Annotated in this window: 8 protein-coding genes; all 8 read left to right on the forward strand. The window is 43.4% G+C overall.

All coding sequences use genetic code 11. From position 1 onward, the window contains the following. Positions 1–44: 44 nt before the first annotated feature. The 8 genes from IM797_RS26450 to IM797_RS26485 all read left to right on the forward strand — a co-directional run bounded on the left by IM797_RS26450 (position 45) and on the right by IM797_RS26485 (position 16,851). A complete protein-coding gene (locus IM797_RS26450; RefSeq protein ID WP_194130233.1) occupies positions 45–1,529 on the forward strand; it encodes a hypothetical protein in 1,485 nt (494 codons plus the stop codon). Next, positions 1,529–2,716 carry a glycoside hydrolase family 88 protein gene (locus tag IM797_RS26455; RefSeq protein WP_194130234.1) on the forward strand — a complete coding sequence of 396 codons (1,188 nt, stop codon included), beginning with the start codon at positions 1,529–1,531 and terminating at the stop codon, positions 2,714–2,716. The genes IM797_RS26450 and IM797_RS26455 overlap by 1 nt, the downstream gene beginning before the upstream one ends. Then, entirely contained in the window at positions 2,713–5,070 is a 2,358-nt protein-coding gene (locus tag IM797_RS26460; RefSeq protein WP_194130235.1) for a polysaccharide lyase 8 family protein, read from the forward strand. The genes IM797_RS26455 and IM797_RS26460 overlap by 4 nt, the downstream gene beginning before the upstream one ends. Before the next feature lie 21 nt (positions 5,071–5,091). After that, positions 5,092–6,003, forward strand: a complete 912-nt coding sequence (locus IM797_RS26465; RefSeq protein WP_194130236.1) for an alpha/beta hydrolase — start codon at positions 5,092–5,094, stop codon at positions 6,001–6,003. Positions 6,004–6,044: 41 nt separating this feature from the next. Further along, on the forward strand, positions 6,045–7,889 hold the full coding sequence (locus IM797_RS26470) for an FAD-dependent oxidoreductase (protein ID WP_228099149.1): 1,845 nt from the start codon (positions 6,045–6,047) through the stop codon (positions 7,887–7,889). Between the two features lie 251 nt (positions 7,890–8,140). Beyond that, complete coding sequence (locus IM797_RS26475; protein ID WP_194130238.1) at positions 8,141–9,436, forward strand: esterase-like activity of phytase family protein; 1,296 nt, start codon at positions 8,141–8,143, stop codon at positions 9,434–9,436. Positions 9,437–9,590: 154 nt separating this feature from the next. Next, the gene (locus tag IM797_RS26480) at positions 9,591–13,715 is read left to right on the forward strand and encodes a two-component regulator propeller domain-containing protein (RefSeq protein ID WP_194130239.1); all 4,125 of its coding nucleotides are present in this window, start codon (positions 9,591–9,593) and stop codon (positions 13,713–13,715) included. A 154-nt stretch (positions 13,716–13,869) separates the two neighbouring features. Then, positions 13,870–16,851, forward strand: coding sequence for a chondroitinase family polysaccharide lyase (locus IM797_RS26485; protein WP_228099150.1), 2,982 nt, complete (start codon positions 13,870–13,872; stop codon positions 16,849–16,851).

Consider the following 16,851-nt stretch of genomic DNA (forward strand, 5'->3'; position numbering starts at 1 on the left):
TTAACGATCTGCTCAATAGTATAAACTCAATAAATACAACAAAAATGAAAAATAATTTATTTCTGTTAGGGCTAAGGTATGCCCTGGTGGCAGCCTTGCTGAGCATTTGTTCCTGTAAAAAAAGCGCGGTGATTTCTCAAACCGATGCCGGGAAGGAGCCGGTTTTAAAACAAACCAGTTTAGCGGTAACGCCCCTGGCCATGGTTAATGTTTCCCTGGATATCAGCTCCTCAACCATCGGTGCCAATGTACCCGCTAATTTTGTTGGTCTGAGTTACGAGAAATCTGACCTCATTAACCCAACCTGGCCTTATTTTGATGAAAACCAAAGTGTATTCCTGCAGCTGATTAAAAACCTGAAAACCGGAGTGCTGCGTCTCGGTGGTAATTCCTCGGATAAAATCTTCTGGCAAGATTCGCTAAGAGGTACCGCTACTTCAATTACTCATGTTTACAGGGATGATGTGACGAAACTCAAATTATTTATGGACCGGCTGGGGACAGACTGGAAGCTGATTTACGGATTAAACCTAGCCAATGATACGGTACATACATCAGAGGTTAATTTCGTTCAAAATCAGTTTGGGACAAAGGTTTTAAGCTTTGAAATCGGCAATGAGCCGGACTTGTATCCTCAGAATGGCTATCGGGCAACCGGTTATGGTATTGTTCATTACAAACCGGAGTTTGAGGCGGCCTATAATACTTTACATACAGCGGCTCCGACAGCTCCATTTTCCGGACCTACGGTATCTTCTAAAACTGCATGGATTCAAACATTTGCTTTGGATGAGGCCAGCCGGATCAATTTTTTAACCACCCATTATTATAAAATGGGTGCAGCCGGAACAATTGCACAACTGATGCAGTACGACTCAACCCTGGTTTCCCGCTCAGGGATCATCGCTGCAGCAGCTGCAAGTAGCGGCTTGCCTTACCGCTATGCAGAATGTAATTCTGTGAACAATGGTGGCAAAGATGGGGTGAGCAACGTCTTTGCATCCGCATTGTGGGGCGTAGACCTCATGTTTTACCTGGCGCGTAAAGGTGCTATGGGTGTAGATTTTCATGGTGGACGCAGGTCTTATTATTCCCCGATTTATTACAATGCCAGTAATACATTTGCTGTAAAGCCACTTTATTATGGCATGCTGATGTTTGCACTGGCAGACATGAAGCAGTCGTTAACGCAATCCTTAAACCCGAATGGATTGAATATCACAGCATACGCCTTTAAAAACTCAGCGGGTAAAACCTGTGCACTGGTCGTGAATAAGGATGCGGCAAATGTGGCCATGTTGACCATAACCAATGCCTCAACCATTTTGTCAGCCAAATTGCATGAATTGGTTACCAGTGCCGCAACGCCTTTATCAGCGACAACCGGTATTACGCTGGATGGAGCAGCCGTAAATGCGACAAACGGAACCTGGAATGGCACTTCTACAACTACCGTTGCCGGTACAGGTACCTCACAAATCACCTTAACCATTAATCCTGCCAGGGCAGTACTTATAGAATTGAATTGATGAATACAAAGAAATTAAATCGGACAATGGGCTACGTATGCATGCTGCTGTTTTGCTTATCAGCCGGTGTAAAAGCACAGGTTACAAAACCAGCTATTGGTAAAGTGCTTAATCTGGCCGAACAACAATACAAAAGCTATCTGAAGCAATATCCTGATGCTGCGCTATATCCACGCAGTGTAAACAAAGACGGCTCCATCAGGTTGGTTAAGTCTAAAGACTGGACCAGTGGTTTTTTTGGCGGTAACTTATGGTACCTGTTTTACCTGACTGGCAAAGGCAAATGGAAGAATGAAGCCATTAGATATACGGAAACCTTAGAAAACGAAAAATACAATAAAACAACGCATGATCTTGGTTTTGTTTTATACAATACCTTTTATAAAGCCTACCAGACCACACACAACAATCGTTACAAGGAGGTTTTGTTAGAAGCTTCAAAATCATTGTCTTCCAGGTTTAATCCAAAGGTCGGTGCCATCAGATCATGGGATTTTAAGCCTTTTAAATATCCGGTTATTGTCGACAATCTGATGAACCTGGAAATGTTGCTTTGGGCAGCTAAAGCAAGTGGCGATTCTTCTTTTTATCGCATTGCGGTCTCTCATGCGGATGTAGACTTAAAGTACCGTTTCAGACCTGATCACAGTACTTACCATGTACTTGATTTTAATCCTGAAAATGGGGAGCTGATCAAAAAGCAAACTTTTCAGGGCTATGCAGACGGCTCATGCTGGGCCCGTGGACAAGCCTGGGCGATCTATGCTTATACTTTTTTATACCGGGAAACCAGAGATCCTAAGTATTTGCTGCAAGCTGAAGCAGCTGCGGATTATTTTTTGTCACAAACCGATCTTGCCCAGGACCCGATTCCTTTTCGGGATTTTAATGACCCTGAAATTCCAAATGTGTCAAAAGATGCTTCAGCAGCAGCTGTAGCTGCATCCGGCTTACTTGAATTGAGTACTTATGTGGGCACAAAAACAAATTATTATGACAGGGCGCAGGCCATATTAAGTGCTTTGTGCACAGATGAGTATCTGGCAAAGGCTGGAACGAATCAGTATTTTTTGTTAAAACATAGTACGGGACACCGCCCGCATCAAGACGAGGTCGATGTCCCGCTCATTTATGCAGACTACTATTTTTTGGAAGCACTATACCGGTATCAGCATTATAAAAAATGAAAGCAATCCATGTTTTTTTATGTTTATTAATTTCCAGTTTTCTGCCTTTAAAGGTATGTGCACAGGATACGTTCACCGGCAAAGCATTGAATTGCGATGCTTTACGAATTAAATGGAGTGATTTTTTAATCGGTGGAAAGTACAATCCAAACGATCCGCTGATCAAAAGTAAACTTGCCACGATCGATAGAAATTCGCTTGCTTTCTGGAAAAAAGGCTTTGTTAGTGATACGGTTAACCGGAAAACCTTGTGGTTGGATCTGAAGTACGACAAATCTGCCGACATGACAACAAGCTATACCAGGCTATATGGTATGGCCCTTGCTTATTGCTCCCCGGGAACTGTCGGTTATCACAATCCCCAACTGAAGCATGATATTGTATCTGCATTGGAATGGCTCTACACCAGGAAGTATAATGAAAATACAGTTGTCCCAAAAACTGGAGGGAACAACAATTGGTGGGACTACTGTATTGGTAGTCCGGAAAAGCTAAACAACATCATGGTGTTACTTTATGATCAGATCAGTCCCCAGTGGCGTGCTGCATATTTACGTGCCATACAACATGCGAGTCCGGTTGTTGATGGGTATACAGGTGCCAATTTGGTTTGGATTAGCCGGGTAATCGCAATCTCATCGATTGTAGCACACAATCCCTCAAAAGTAGTGTACGCCATCAATGCCTTAAATCCGGTATTTAATGATGTGACTCAGGGTGACGGATTTTATAAGGACGGCTCGTTCCTTCAGCACAATAAGCATCCTTACTCCGGTGGTTATGGGGTTAACTTGTTGTCTTCTCTTGCCGAATTGGTGTATCTGTTTCCTGAAATACCAGCGGTTATACCTGAGTCGAATAACCTCTATCATTGGGTTTATGATGCTTTTGAACCGATCACATACCGTGGAGGAATAATGAGTGCCGTTATGGGGCGTGAAATTGCACGTAGCAATACCAGCGAACACAGCAAAGGCAAAGCATTAATTGAAGCATTGATCCTCCTTGCCCCTCAGGCGCCTGCAAAAGAACGGGAGCGCTTAAGGTCTATTCTGAAAAGTTACTTGCTGGAAGATGGAAGTAATTTTGGTTTTTCTTCCATTATGCTTACGCAAATGGCATTAGCGATCATGAAAGATCAAACGATTGTACCGCGTGGCAGTTATATTACGTACCGGCAACTGGCTAACATGGATAGGGCGGTGCAGCAGGCAGATCACTATGCCTTTATGCTGAGCATGCATTCCAGCCGCATTTACAATTTTGAGTCCATTAATCAGGAAAACTTAAAGGGCTGGCACCTGTCAGATGGCATGACCTATCTTTACAATGCAGATCAAGAACAGTTTGAAGATAATTTTTGGAGTACGGTAGATTACCAGCATTTACCTGGAACTACTACCGTGGAGAATTCCACAGCCCTGACCAATAAAGTCAGTAACAAAAGCTGGGTAGGTGGCACTGCGATGCAGGGTAAATACGGACTAAGCGGAATGGATTTATCTCCTTTCGGAACTCCCCTTTCAGCCAAAAAATCCTGGTTTATGTTAGCTGATGGAGTGGTTTGTTTAGGGGCGGGTATCACCAATCGTGATGATAGAAATGTATGGACGACCATTGAACAACGTAAGCTCAGTTTAGAGAACAGGAATACATTTACCGTAGATGGCAAGATATTACGGGGCGATTTTGAGGTTATTGATCGTCATGTAAACTGGGCACAACTGTCAGGGAATGTAAAAGGTTCAGATATTGGTTATTACTTTCCGGAAGGTCTACAACTGCGCATGAAACGCCAGCCTCAAAGCGGCAAATGGAGTGAGGTACGAACCGGAACAGACAGCACGCTAAAAACACGGCATTATTTAACTTTATGGAAGGTACATGGCAACCCTCAGATAGATGGCAATGGTGCTGAAAATAAATATGCTTATGTGCTGTTGCCAGGCTATAGCGCTAAGCAAGTTAAACAGTTCGCCAAATCTCCATCCATACAAATACTGGAAAATACGGCAAGGGTTCAGGCAGTAACAGATCTGAAGCTGGGACTGACGGCTGCTAACTTCTGGCAAGATACTTTAACAGCTGTTTTAATTGACCATAAAACATATTTAACCTGTGATAAAAAAGCATCGGTAATGGTGATGGAAAATAAAAAGGGCATCCATGTTTCTTTATCAGATCCCACGATGCTTAATGAAGGGCTGATTCAGATACAGCTCAACAGACCGGTTTCTGGTCTTGTGACTTCCGATCCCGAAATTACCATCAAGCAGCTAACACCTTTACTCCAGTTTTCCATAGCTGTCAAAGGTTTGAGCGGGAGGTCCGTATCTGCAACATTTAAACCCTGATTTTTGATTTAATCCATAGACATGAAAATTTGTAGGTTAACTATTTTGCTGTTCATTGCCTGTATTCCATGTGGCCTTGCACAGCAACCCATATTGCTGTATCCTGATGGTGTACCCAATTCAAAAAAAACACCAGTAAGCTATGTTGAGGTCAATGAAAACAATAAGGTTGGATTTGTCAGTATTCCCACCCTCACACCCTTTTTTCCAGAAAAGACCAAAGCGAATGGCACTGCAGTTATCATCTGTCCGGGTGGTGGCTATGCCCGTTTAATGGTAGAGAACGAAGGTTATGAGATTGCGCGGAGATTTAATGAGATGGGTATCGCCGCCTTTGTATTAAAATATCGCCTGCCAAGTGATGAAGTAATGGTTGACAAAACCATTGGACCATTACAGGATGCCCAGCGGGCCATACAGCTGATCAGACTGCGAGCATCCGAATGGGGCATCAATCCAGCTAAGGTTGGGATTATCGGATTTTCTGCAGGTGGGCATCTGGCCTCAACGGCGGGAACTCATTTTGGTCATCCGGTTATTGAAAATAAACTGAATGTCAGTCTTCGTCCTGATTTTATGATGTTGATCTACCCTGTGGTCAGTTTTGGGGAGGTAGGACATCAGGGGTCAAAGCATAACCTGCTTGGCTTGTCACCAGATCAGAAATTGGTCGATTGGTATTCGAATGAAAAACAAGTTGACAGCAACACGCCAATGACCTTCATCGTACAGGCGCAGGATGATAAGACTGTAGCTGTTCAGAATAGCCTTTTATTTTATAGCGCTTTAACAGCAGCCAAGGTAAAAGCTGATATGGTTTTATATGGAACAGGGGGACATGGTTTTGGCCTGTATAACAAAACAACAAAAGATCAATGGTTTGATCATGTGATCCATTGGTTAGATGACAATGGATTTTTACAATCGTTTTAATTAAATAAGTAAAGAATATGAAGCTATTTAAATGCCTTTTTATGGCATTCCTTTTTTCTGCATCAGCAGCGTTTTCACAGTATAATCTTGTTATTGTTGGGGGCAATCCCGGAGGTATTATGTCTGCCATTTCCGCTGCAAAGCTGGGTAAAACTTCAGTAATTCTGGAGCGTACAGGACATATCGGCGGTTTACCGGCGAACGGACTGGGTGCTACAGATATTGCGACAAGGGGTGCCACAACGGGTTTGTTTACAGAATTTACCGGCCGGATTAAAAAATATTATATCAAAAAGTATGGCGAAAATGCTGAACAGGTGAAAATGTGTAGTGATGGTTATCATTTTGAACCTTCCGTTGCCGAATTGATTTTTGAGGAAATGCTTGCGGAACATAGCGACAAAATAAAAGTTTATAAAATGCGGCAGTTTGATGCGGAGGAGAAAAATGTGAGCATGCAAAACAATAAAATTACCAAAATTAAGGTTACCAATCGTTTAACAAAACAAACCGAAGAATATCAGGGCGATATTTTTATTGACGGGACTTATGAAGGTGACCTGGCAGCTGCGGCAAAAGTTCCTTTCCGTACCGGTCGTGAGGGTAAAGACGAGTTTGCCGAGGATGGCGCAGGCAGAACTTATAAATATTGGGACGGACCAGTAGCTGAAGGTACTACCTATCAGGCTGATAATGCTGTACAGGCTTATAATTACAGATTGTGCCTGACAGATGATGCAAGCAATAGGTTAACCGTTACAAAACCGCGGAAATATGATCGGGACGAGTTTAAATCATTGGTTAATGATGTATGGGACGGTCGTCATACGGGCGTTGAAATGCTGAGGGTATCTGCAGAAATGATGGCTGCCAATCGTAAAAATATAGCGAAGGGTGATACTACAGGAATACCTGGCGACAAATGGGGCATCGCTAAGATCACCAACCGGGTCTTTTTACCAAACCATAAAACGGATGCCAATAACCAGCACCTGGCTTTAATCTCTACTGATCTCCCAGAAGAGAACTGGCCCTGGCCAACATCAGGCTGGGACTGGCGCGATCAGTTTGCGGAACGTCTTAAAAGTTATACGCTTGGATTGATCTATTTTGCTCAAAACGATCCGAAACTTCCGGTCAACTTTAAAAAGGCTGCAGGCAAATGGGGCCTCGCCAAAGATGAATATCAGGACAATGAAAATTTTCCGAGGCAGGTTTATGTGCGTGAAGGTCGACGTATGGAAGGTGCTTATTTTTTTACTGCCCAGGATGCCATTGCGCTGACTCCTGGAGCTAGACCCCCTTTACATGTCAGCAGTATTACTGCAAGTCATTACGCACTTGACTCACATGCGGTTCGGAAACGTGAGTCGGGAAAAATACATCTGGATGGTTTCATCAGTTATCTCTCAGATGTTTATACAGTTCCTTTCGGAGTAATGTTACCTAAGGATGTGGATAACCTCTTGTTTCCGGTTCCGGTTTCAGGAAGTCACATCGGTTTCTCAACCCTACGTATGGAACCTTGTTGGATGGCAATCGGACAAGCCGCAGGAATTGCTGCATCGCTGGCAATTGATGAAAAGCTTAAATTGAAAAATGTGGATCTGAATATGCTGCAGGATAAATTGATCGATCAAAAAGCAACATTGATTTATTATAAGGATATAAGACCTGACGATCAGGATTTTAAAATGGTACAGTACATGGGGTTGCGCGGCTACTTACCTGATTGGGAAGCCCGGTTGCCGGAAGCCATGGATGTTCAGACAGCGAAACTCTGGCAAGCGATATCCGGTATCGAAATCAAGGCTGAGCCTAATTTAACCCGAGGTCAGAAATTAAAAGGTCTTTACCAGTTGTTAGTCAGCCGCAACACAAAATAACCTTCTCCACACTTTATCCACACGTAGTTGCGTAGCTGTGGAAAAGCCAATAGAAAGGTGTGGATAAAGTGTGAGGAATCATGTAGTATGGTGCCGTTGATTTGATATTGGGCTTGAAATCAGTTTTTTAGTCAGGTATCTTAAATTGAGCGATCTGAATGTTAAATGTGAATAAGCATTTGATGTTACCAGGTTAACAGTTATTTCACATTCAGATGGTTGCTTTGTCGAAATAATTTTATCCTAAATCAATGAAAAAACAATTACTTAGCGTGATCGCAGCACTAACTATCGGATTGGTGTCCTGCAAAAAAAACGAAGATAAATCGTCTTCAGATATCGTTTATCCTGATATGGCAGAAGCTGTCGATCCGGCGATACTGTTTACAACTCCAGCTGGTGTGAAGGTTTATAATGGTGGTTTTGGATCGGCTGTAGCTGCGGATCCAAATGAGCCTGATGTTTTTTATATGCTAACAGACAGGGGATCCAATGTGGCTGGTCAGGTGGCAAACTCGATCATTATCGGTAAACCCGACTTTGATCCGCAGATTGGTAAGTTCAGACTTAAAGATGGTAAGCTGATCCTGGAACAGACGATTGAGCTTAAAAACGCAGCCGGAGCTAAATTAAACGGATTACCCAATCCGCAAGGCATGGGTGCTTCCGGAGAAACGGCTTATGACCTTAACGGACAAGTCATTGCGCCCAGTGCAGATGGAATTGATTCGGAGGGGCTTGTACGGGCTGCCGACGGCACGTTTTGGATCAGTGACGAATACGGACCGCATATCGCTCATTTCGATGCTTCTGGAAAAACAATTGAACGGATAAACCCATTCGGGACTGGAACCGGCGGACGTAAAATACCTGCTGTATTTGCCAACAGACGCGCGAACAGGGGTATGGAAGGCCTGGCTATCACACCTGATGGTAAAACATTGGTTGGCATGATGCAATCACCAATGTACAACCCGACAAAAGCTGCCGTAGCAAATTCTGTGGTACTGCGGATTTTAACTTTCGACATCGCTACTGGTGCGACAAAACAATATGCTTACCTGATGGAGAACACCAGTTTAACTGGTGTAAGTGATATTGTTGCGGTAAACGGGACTACTTTTTTAACTATAGAACGCGACGGACTATTTGGTGGCGATGCTACAAATCCTGCGGCATTTAAAAAAGTGTTTAAAATTGACCTGAGCAATGCGACAGATATCTCTGATGCAGCAAATGGGGCCACCGGAAAATTGTATAATGGAAAAACTGTAGAGGAGTTGAACAATCAGGCTGGCCTGGCAACTGCCGGTATTACCGCCGTAAGTAAAACCCTGGTGCTCGATTTGCTGAAAGATCTCCCTTCAGTTTATCCGCATGATAAGGCCGAAGGTTTGGCATTGTTACCTGGAAATATTCTTGTGATCTCGAATGATGATGATTTTGGTGTGGTAGACAATGGTGCAAGTGGCTTTGCTCAAAAGATATTGCCATTGACTAAATCTGTTGATCGCAACAGGTTGTATTTTGTGAAAATCAAATTGTAGTTAAACCCTAATATTTTACAGGCCCCTGTCATTGATTTGACAGGGGCCTGCTGTTTTAGTGGCTGCTCGCAATAGAACGGGTCAATATCAATACGAATTCAGATATTTTTATTAGGTTTGGTCATTATACCCTGGTTTGCTATAATTATCTGTAATGATCAAGCTATTCACCCTGCAGAACCTATGTAAGCGGCTGTTACTTTTTGTAGTTGCTTACCTTTTCTCGTTTGCAGCATTTGGTCAGTTTTCTTTTGATCATTTGTCTGTAACCAATGGCCTGTCGCAAAGCACGGTGTTGTCTATCTGTAAAGATAGCAGGGGGTATCTGTGGTTTGGAACTAGGGATGGTTTGAACCGTTATGATGGGCGGGCTTTTAAAATTTATCGGAGTGACCCCGAGGATGTTCGTACGATCAGCGCCGAGGATTATGTTTCTTCCATAGTAGAAGATAAAAATAAACAGCTATGGATTGGTACCCAAAACGGGCTCAACCGCTATATTCCGGAAACAGATTCTTTTGAGCGGATAATTTACAATCCGAAAGATCCGAACAGCATCAGTGATAAAATTGTTCTTGCTATGCTGGCCGACCAGAAAGGGCGAATCTGGTTTGGAACCAATTTGGGGCTGAGTATGCTGGAAAGTCCGGGTAGCAGAAAGTTTAAGAAGTTTTTTAAAGCGGACGGACTTGCTGGTAATTCCATTTACGCTTTGGCGGAGGACCGCAAGGGTAACATCTGGGTAGGAAGTTCAGAAGGCTTAACCAGGATCAGTAAAAATAATCAACAATATGTTTTTAAAACCTTTGTAAATCGTGCCTCGGATGCATCCAGTATTAGTGGGAATTCGATTAAGGGCATCGCCGAAGATCAACAGGGGCGTATTTGGGTGGGTACAGAAACAGAAGGCCTGAATTTATTTCAACCCGAAACAGAAAGCTTTATCCATTTTAAACACAGCCCGCTTTCATTAAACGGAATCAGCAATAATTTTCTTCGTAAAATTATGATTGCCAAAAATGGTGCAATCTGGATTGCTACGATGAATGGCCTGAATATTTTAGACCCTAAAACACTAAGGTTTACGAGCTATGTACATGATGCAGACAATCGAAAAAGTCTGAGTGACAATTCCATTAAGGACATCTATGAAGATGACCAGGGCTCCATTTGGGTGGGGAGCATGTTTGGTGGCATCAACGTAGCTCACCGAAATACCATTCCTTTTACCGTTTATAAATACAATAAATATAAAAATAGCATCAGCAGTGACATCATCAGCGTAATTGCCGGAGATGCTGATGGCAATTTGTGGATCGGGACTGAAGGGCAGGGTTTGAACCATTATAATTTTAAGACCAATCGGTTCACACATTATGTGAGCGATCCGAGGAACCCGGGAAGTCTGGGCTCAAATACCATCAAGGCAATTTATAAAGATCGTAAAGGACGCATTTGGATTGGCCTGTTCCAAGGCGGTTTGGAACGCTTCTTGCCCGAAAGTGGGCAGTTTAAACATTACAGGCCAAGGCCTGATCAGCCCAATTCTTTAAGTTATGGCTATGTAAGTAGCATCAGTGAGACCGATCAGGGTATCTTGTTAATCGGAACTTCTTCTAAAGGATTAAACCTGTTTGATCCGGAGCGGGAAACATTTACCGTCATCAATGATCTTCCGGATAGAGGTTTGCAACTTACCAGCAGCTATATCCGGTTTGCTTATCAGGATTCAAAACGAAACTTGTGGGTAGGAACACCCCGCGGACTCAATTTACTGAAAGCTGGGAAAAGCCAGTTCCAATACTTTTTCAAAAGTTTAAAACATGCGGATAGTTTGCATTCGAATCAGATCAGCTGCATTCGTGAAGACCGTAAAGGGAACATCTGGATTGGATCGATGCGCGGCGGCTTAAGTTTGTATCAGCCCAAAAAAGAAGCTTTTGTTACTTACACCAAAGTTGATGGCCTGGCGAGTGACAATATCATTGATTTGCTGGATGACAATGATGGCAATCTGTGGATCAGTACAGATCGTGGATTGACTAAGTTTGATCCGCTAAAGAAAACCTTTAAAAACTACAATGTTACAGATGGTTTGCCTGCCAATGAATTTAATGTGAACTCTGCCTATAAAGATAAGCAGGGGCGACTTTATTTTGGGAGTTACAATGGCCTTGTCGCCTTTACCCCGAAGGATATTAAAGAAAATGCAGTGGTTCCAAATGTTGTCTTTTCAGGATTGAAACTCTTCAATAAGCCTGTCGGCATCAATGGTCCGGATCACTTGTTAAAGGCAGACATCAGCTTCAGCAAAACAATCACCTTTAGTGCCAGTCAGAATATTTTTACGATCGATTTTCTAGCCTTAAATTATATTCAGCCGCAGCGCAACAGGTATGCCTATCAACTGGAAGGTTTTGAAAAGGATTGGAATTACGTAAGTATTCCAACAGCTACTTATACCAATTTGCCCTCAGGAAAATATAAATTACTGGTGAAAGCGAGTAATAATGACGGACTTTGGAGTAGCACGCCCGCAAGTATAGAAATCAGGATTTTACCTCCTTTATGGCGCACATGGTGGGCTTATACCCTGTATATTATGGCCATCTCGGCAGCACTTTACTACGTGCTTCGCTTTACCAGAAAGCAACAGCAATTGAAATCTGAACTTTACTACGAACATTTAAACAGCGAGCGGCAGGAAGAATTGTACCAGATGAAGCTGGATTTCTTTACCCGGATCTCTCATGAAATCAGGACACCATTGACACTGATTTTTGCCCCACTTGAAAAACTGATCCGTGAAACCAAAGAGAATTCAGCGGTAAGTATTCCCTTACAACAGGTGAAAAAGAATGCGGACCGTTTGCTGCGGTTGATTAGTGAATTGCTGGATTTCAGGAAAATTGAAACTGGAAATGTCAGGTTGCAGGTATCCGAAAATGAGTTTGTAGGCTTTTGTCGCCAGATTTATGCCGCTTATGAAAACCTGGCAGAACTTAAACGGATCACTTATCAATTTAACTGCCAGGAGGAAATCATTCCACTCTATTTTGATCCTGCCCAGTTGGAGAAGGTCTTTTATAACATTTTATCCAATGCCTTTAAATACACACCAGAGGGTGGAAAAATCACATTCATTGTACTTAAGGATGATGATCTGGTTAAGGTGAGCATTGAAGACAACGGTATCGGCATCCCTGCTGAGGTTCTGGATAAGATATTTAACAACTTTTATCAGGTTAAATGGACCGGTAGCAGCCATGAGGGCTGGGGCATTGGACTGGCTCTGGTTAAAAATATTGTTGAACTGCATAAAGGACAAGTTTCAGTCTCCAGTGAAGCCGCAGTCGAAAAAGGGCATGGCAGAACCAGTCTTTCTGTTACACTGAAGCTGGGTAATGCCCATTTTACTGCAGAAGAATTGGTTTCCGATACCTTGCAGCAGGCAGTGAAAGAAACTATTGTTGCACCGGAGGAGCAAATTGGGCCTAGGCTGAATTCCGAAGCCTCAGAAAAAAAGCAGACCATCCTGGTTGTCGAAGATAACGATGAGCTTCGTGGCTTCATCGTACAGTCGCTCTGGGCCAATTATCGGGTACTGGAAGCTGTAAATGGTGTTGAAGGTTCCGAACAGGCATTTAACCACCTTCCGGATCTGATCATTAGCGACGTTAGCATGCCCGAGATGAACGGGTTTGATTTCTGCTCAAAGATTAAGCAGGATGAAAATACCAGTCACATTCCGGTAATCATGCTGACGGCAATGGCTACCACCTCACAACAAATAGATGGCCTGGAAGCCGGTGCAGATGTGTACATGACCAAGCCTTTTAGTCTGCAGATATTGGAACTTCACATCAGGAATCTGCTACGTGCCCGGGAGGAATTGAGGCAGAAGTATGTAAAGCAAATTATGCTTACGCCGAGAAAGCTGGAACTTGTATCGCCGGATGAAAAGTTTTTGAACAAACTGATGGCCTTGATTGAGGCCAGGATGGAAGATCCGGATTTTAATGTATCGACACTGGTAGATCAGATTGGCATGAGCCAGACGGTGCTGTACAAAAAGATCAAAGCATTGACAGGATTGTCCATCACAGACTTCATCAAATCCCAGCGTTTAAAAAGAGCGGCACAATTGCTTAGAGAAAATCAAAGGAGCATTTCAGAAGTGGCTTATGCTGTGGGGTTCAACGACCGCAAGTATTTTAGCAAGGAATTCAGGAAGCAGTTTGGCGTAGCACCTTCAGAATACCACCAAAAAACAGATTAGTCACCCCAATTGAACTGATTTTTCGCCCTCACCTGGCTAAATTAAATTGAATATTTGAATCTTGTATGAACCTGTTTTCAAGAAAAGATCAAATATGAGCCGATGCCTTGTCGTTTTTTTGATGTGCTGCTTATTTGGCAAAACCTCCGCACAAATGCCAGTAGATATTTGTGAAACTACTGTTCCATCAAACTGGAATGCTGGTAAAGGAAAGCTGCAACTGAGTTCCAGGCACTTCAAATCTGGTAATGAATCTATTGCCTGGAACTGGGATGAGTCAGCGCAGGCTGATCTTGAAATCAGAGATACGGCACTATTACAGGTTGCAGACCAGGCGAGAAGTACTTTTGTGGTCTGGATTTACAATGAAATACCAGTTGATGACCATTTGGTCTTTCGATTTGGGGATGGAAAAAATACAAGCAGTAGTTTTCAATTTGGATTGAATTTTAAAGGCTGGCGTACAGCATGGGTAATGTACCATCGGGATATGCAGGGCAAACCGGTTAAAAACATGAATACTTTGCGTATTGAGGCTCCGCGATCCGTTAAAAAAGGTACAATCTATCTGGATCAGATGTTGATGAATGTGACCATCAATCCGCGCTCACCCATGCGTGATGAACAATTGCCTTTTGTAAATCGGGAAGCAGACCGGGCGGCTAATGCCCATTGGACCGCATTGTACAGTTTCAGTCGCAATCCGCAGCGTCTGGCACTTCCGGCAGCCGTATCTGAAGTGGAAAAGCAAGAGATAGAAAAGATAACCAGCAGGTATAGAGCAGTGATCTTTCCGGCTGAGGAGCAGAAAGCGAAGATCAGCATGTCTGCTATTGAAAAATCATTTTTTTTCTGGAAAATCCAACGTAAAAGCGGTGTGATTACGGGTCGGCCGGTACATGCTACCAACGACGTAGAGCTGGTGTCTTTGTCGTCCTCCAATGCGGTAAAAGCACTTAATCAGGAAACTGATGTAAAAAAATATACGCAATTCATGTTGCAGGTTGCACAGGCTTACCACAGTGAGGTCAGTACAGATGACAAAGGCCGGTTGGAAGGCTATTTTATGGATTTGCTGGATCATATGGATGATCAGGGCTGGGCTTTTGGCAGTGGGATGGGAGCTTTGCATCATCACGGCTATAACCTGTCAGGATATTATTCTGCTTGTTTATTGATGAAAGATGTGATCAAGCGGCATGGGGCATTGGAAAGAACTTTCAAAAGCATGGCCTGGTTTAGCGGGCTTGGCCGCTGTCTCCAGGCGCTGGATCAATTGCCTTCAAGCAATATTGACGTTTTCAATACACTGTTGGGGAGTATGCTTTCTGCCATATTGATAAGAGACGATTCTCCGGAAAAATTACGTTACCTGCAAAGCTATGCACAATGGCTGTCAAAAAACATAGAGCCGGATCATACCATTGAAGGGGCTTTTAAACCTGATGGTGCAGTTTTTCATCATGGTAATTTGTATCCGGCTTATGGTATTGGCGGATATACCGGGATTACGCCCATTGTATATGTATTGAGCAGAACCCGGTTTAGCCTGGATCAGGATGCCCGGGAAAGCTTGAAGAAGAGTCTGATGCTGATGCATTATTATACCAACCCCTATAAATGGCCGATCAGTGTGTCTGGAAGGCATCCGACAGGGGGCTGGAAAATTGCAGACCTGCCTTATGCCTATATGGCCCTTTCGGGAAGTCCGGATGGTACACAGGAACTGGATCAGGATATGGCTTCAATATATCTGAGGTTAAATCCAAATAAACCGGGTAAATGGGGCCTGATGTTTAAAAAAGCAGGTATAAAGCCCGCAGCTTATCCTTCAGGACATTGGAACATGAACTTCGGCTTGTTTGACATTCACCGGAGGCAGGACTGGCTGTTGACTGTCAGGGGGCACAACCGTTATTTTGTTAGTCATGAGTCCTATCCCGGGGCCAACATGTATGGACGATATCTTGCCTATGGGCACCTGGAGGTTTCATTTCCGGCAAGTCATACAGATAGTGGAAGCCATTTTAAAGATGAAGGCTGGGATTGGAATAACATTCCCGGAACCACCACATTACATCTGCCCTTAAATAAACTGAGGGCAAATGTGATCAATCCTGACGATTATAGCGGGATTGAAGAAATGTTAATTACCGATGAAATTTTTGCAGGCGGAACACATCTCGACCAACAAGGTTTGTTCGCAATGAAGCTGCATGGCCATGATAAATACGATATGGGTACTTTTAGAGCGACAAAATCCTGGTTTATGTTTGATAGCCTGGTGGTTTGTTTGGGTTCTGGAATAAGCAATCAAATTGCGGAGTACCCTACCGAAACAACTATCTTTCAAAACTACCTTAAAAACAGCAGCGATTCAATCCTGGTGAATGGAAAAGATTTCCAGGGCTTTCCGCGTGCACAGGAATGGAAAAACGATCGGGAACTTGCAATTTTGGATAACCGCGGGATCGGTTATTATATCCCTGAGGCTTCGGGGGTATTGCTGACAAAATCGAGGCAAACTTCGCGGGATCAGAAAGATAGCGGCCAAACCAGTGGTGATTTTGCCAAACTGATCTTTCAGCATGGTAAGGCACCTGTTAACCAGGGGTATGCCTATGCGATGCTGATCAAAACCAATCGAACAAAGTTAAATCAGTTGGTTGCAGCGCAAAAAAAAGGCCCTGGCCTGTATCAAGTTCTAAGACAAGATGGTGTGGCACATTCGGTGTGGTATGCCCCTGCCCGCATGACCGGACTGGCAATTTTTGGTGCAAAACAAAAGTTAGCAGATCCGCTGATCCTGGAAAACAACAGGCCGTGTTTAATCATGTACCAGACTCAAAAAGAAAAGCTCAAACTGGCCGTTACCGATCCGGATCTGGCTTTTTACACGGGGCCAGATGATAGTCCCTTAACGGCATCAGGAAAAAGAAAGGAAGTCAGTATTTATTCCCGAAATTGGTATAGGACGCCGTCAAACCCTGGCGTTGTTCAATTGTTGATTAAAGGGCGATGGAACCTGGCATCTGGTGACAAGGATGTAGAGCTTGTGCTGCAGCCCGATGGGAATACATTACTGAAAGTGACATGCAGTTACGGAGCTGCCTCAACTATAGAATTAAAAAAATAA

The organism is Pedobacter sp. MC2016-24 (genome assembly GCF_015223055.1).
Lineage (GTDB): Bacteria > Bacteroidota > Bacteroidia > Sphingobacteriales > Sphingobacteriaceae > Pedobacter.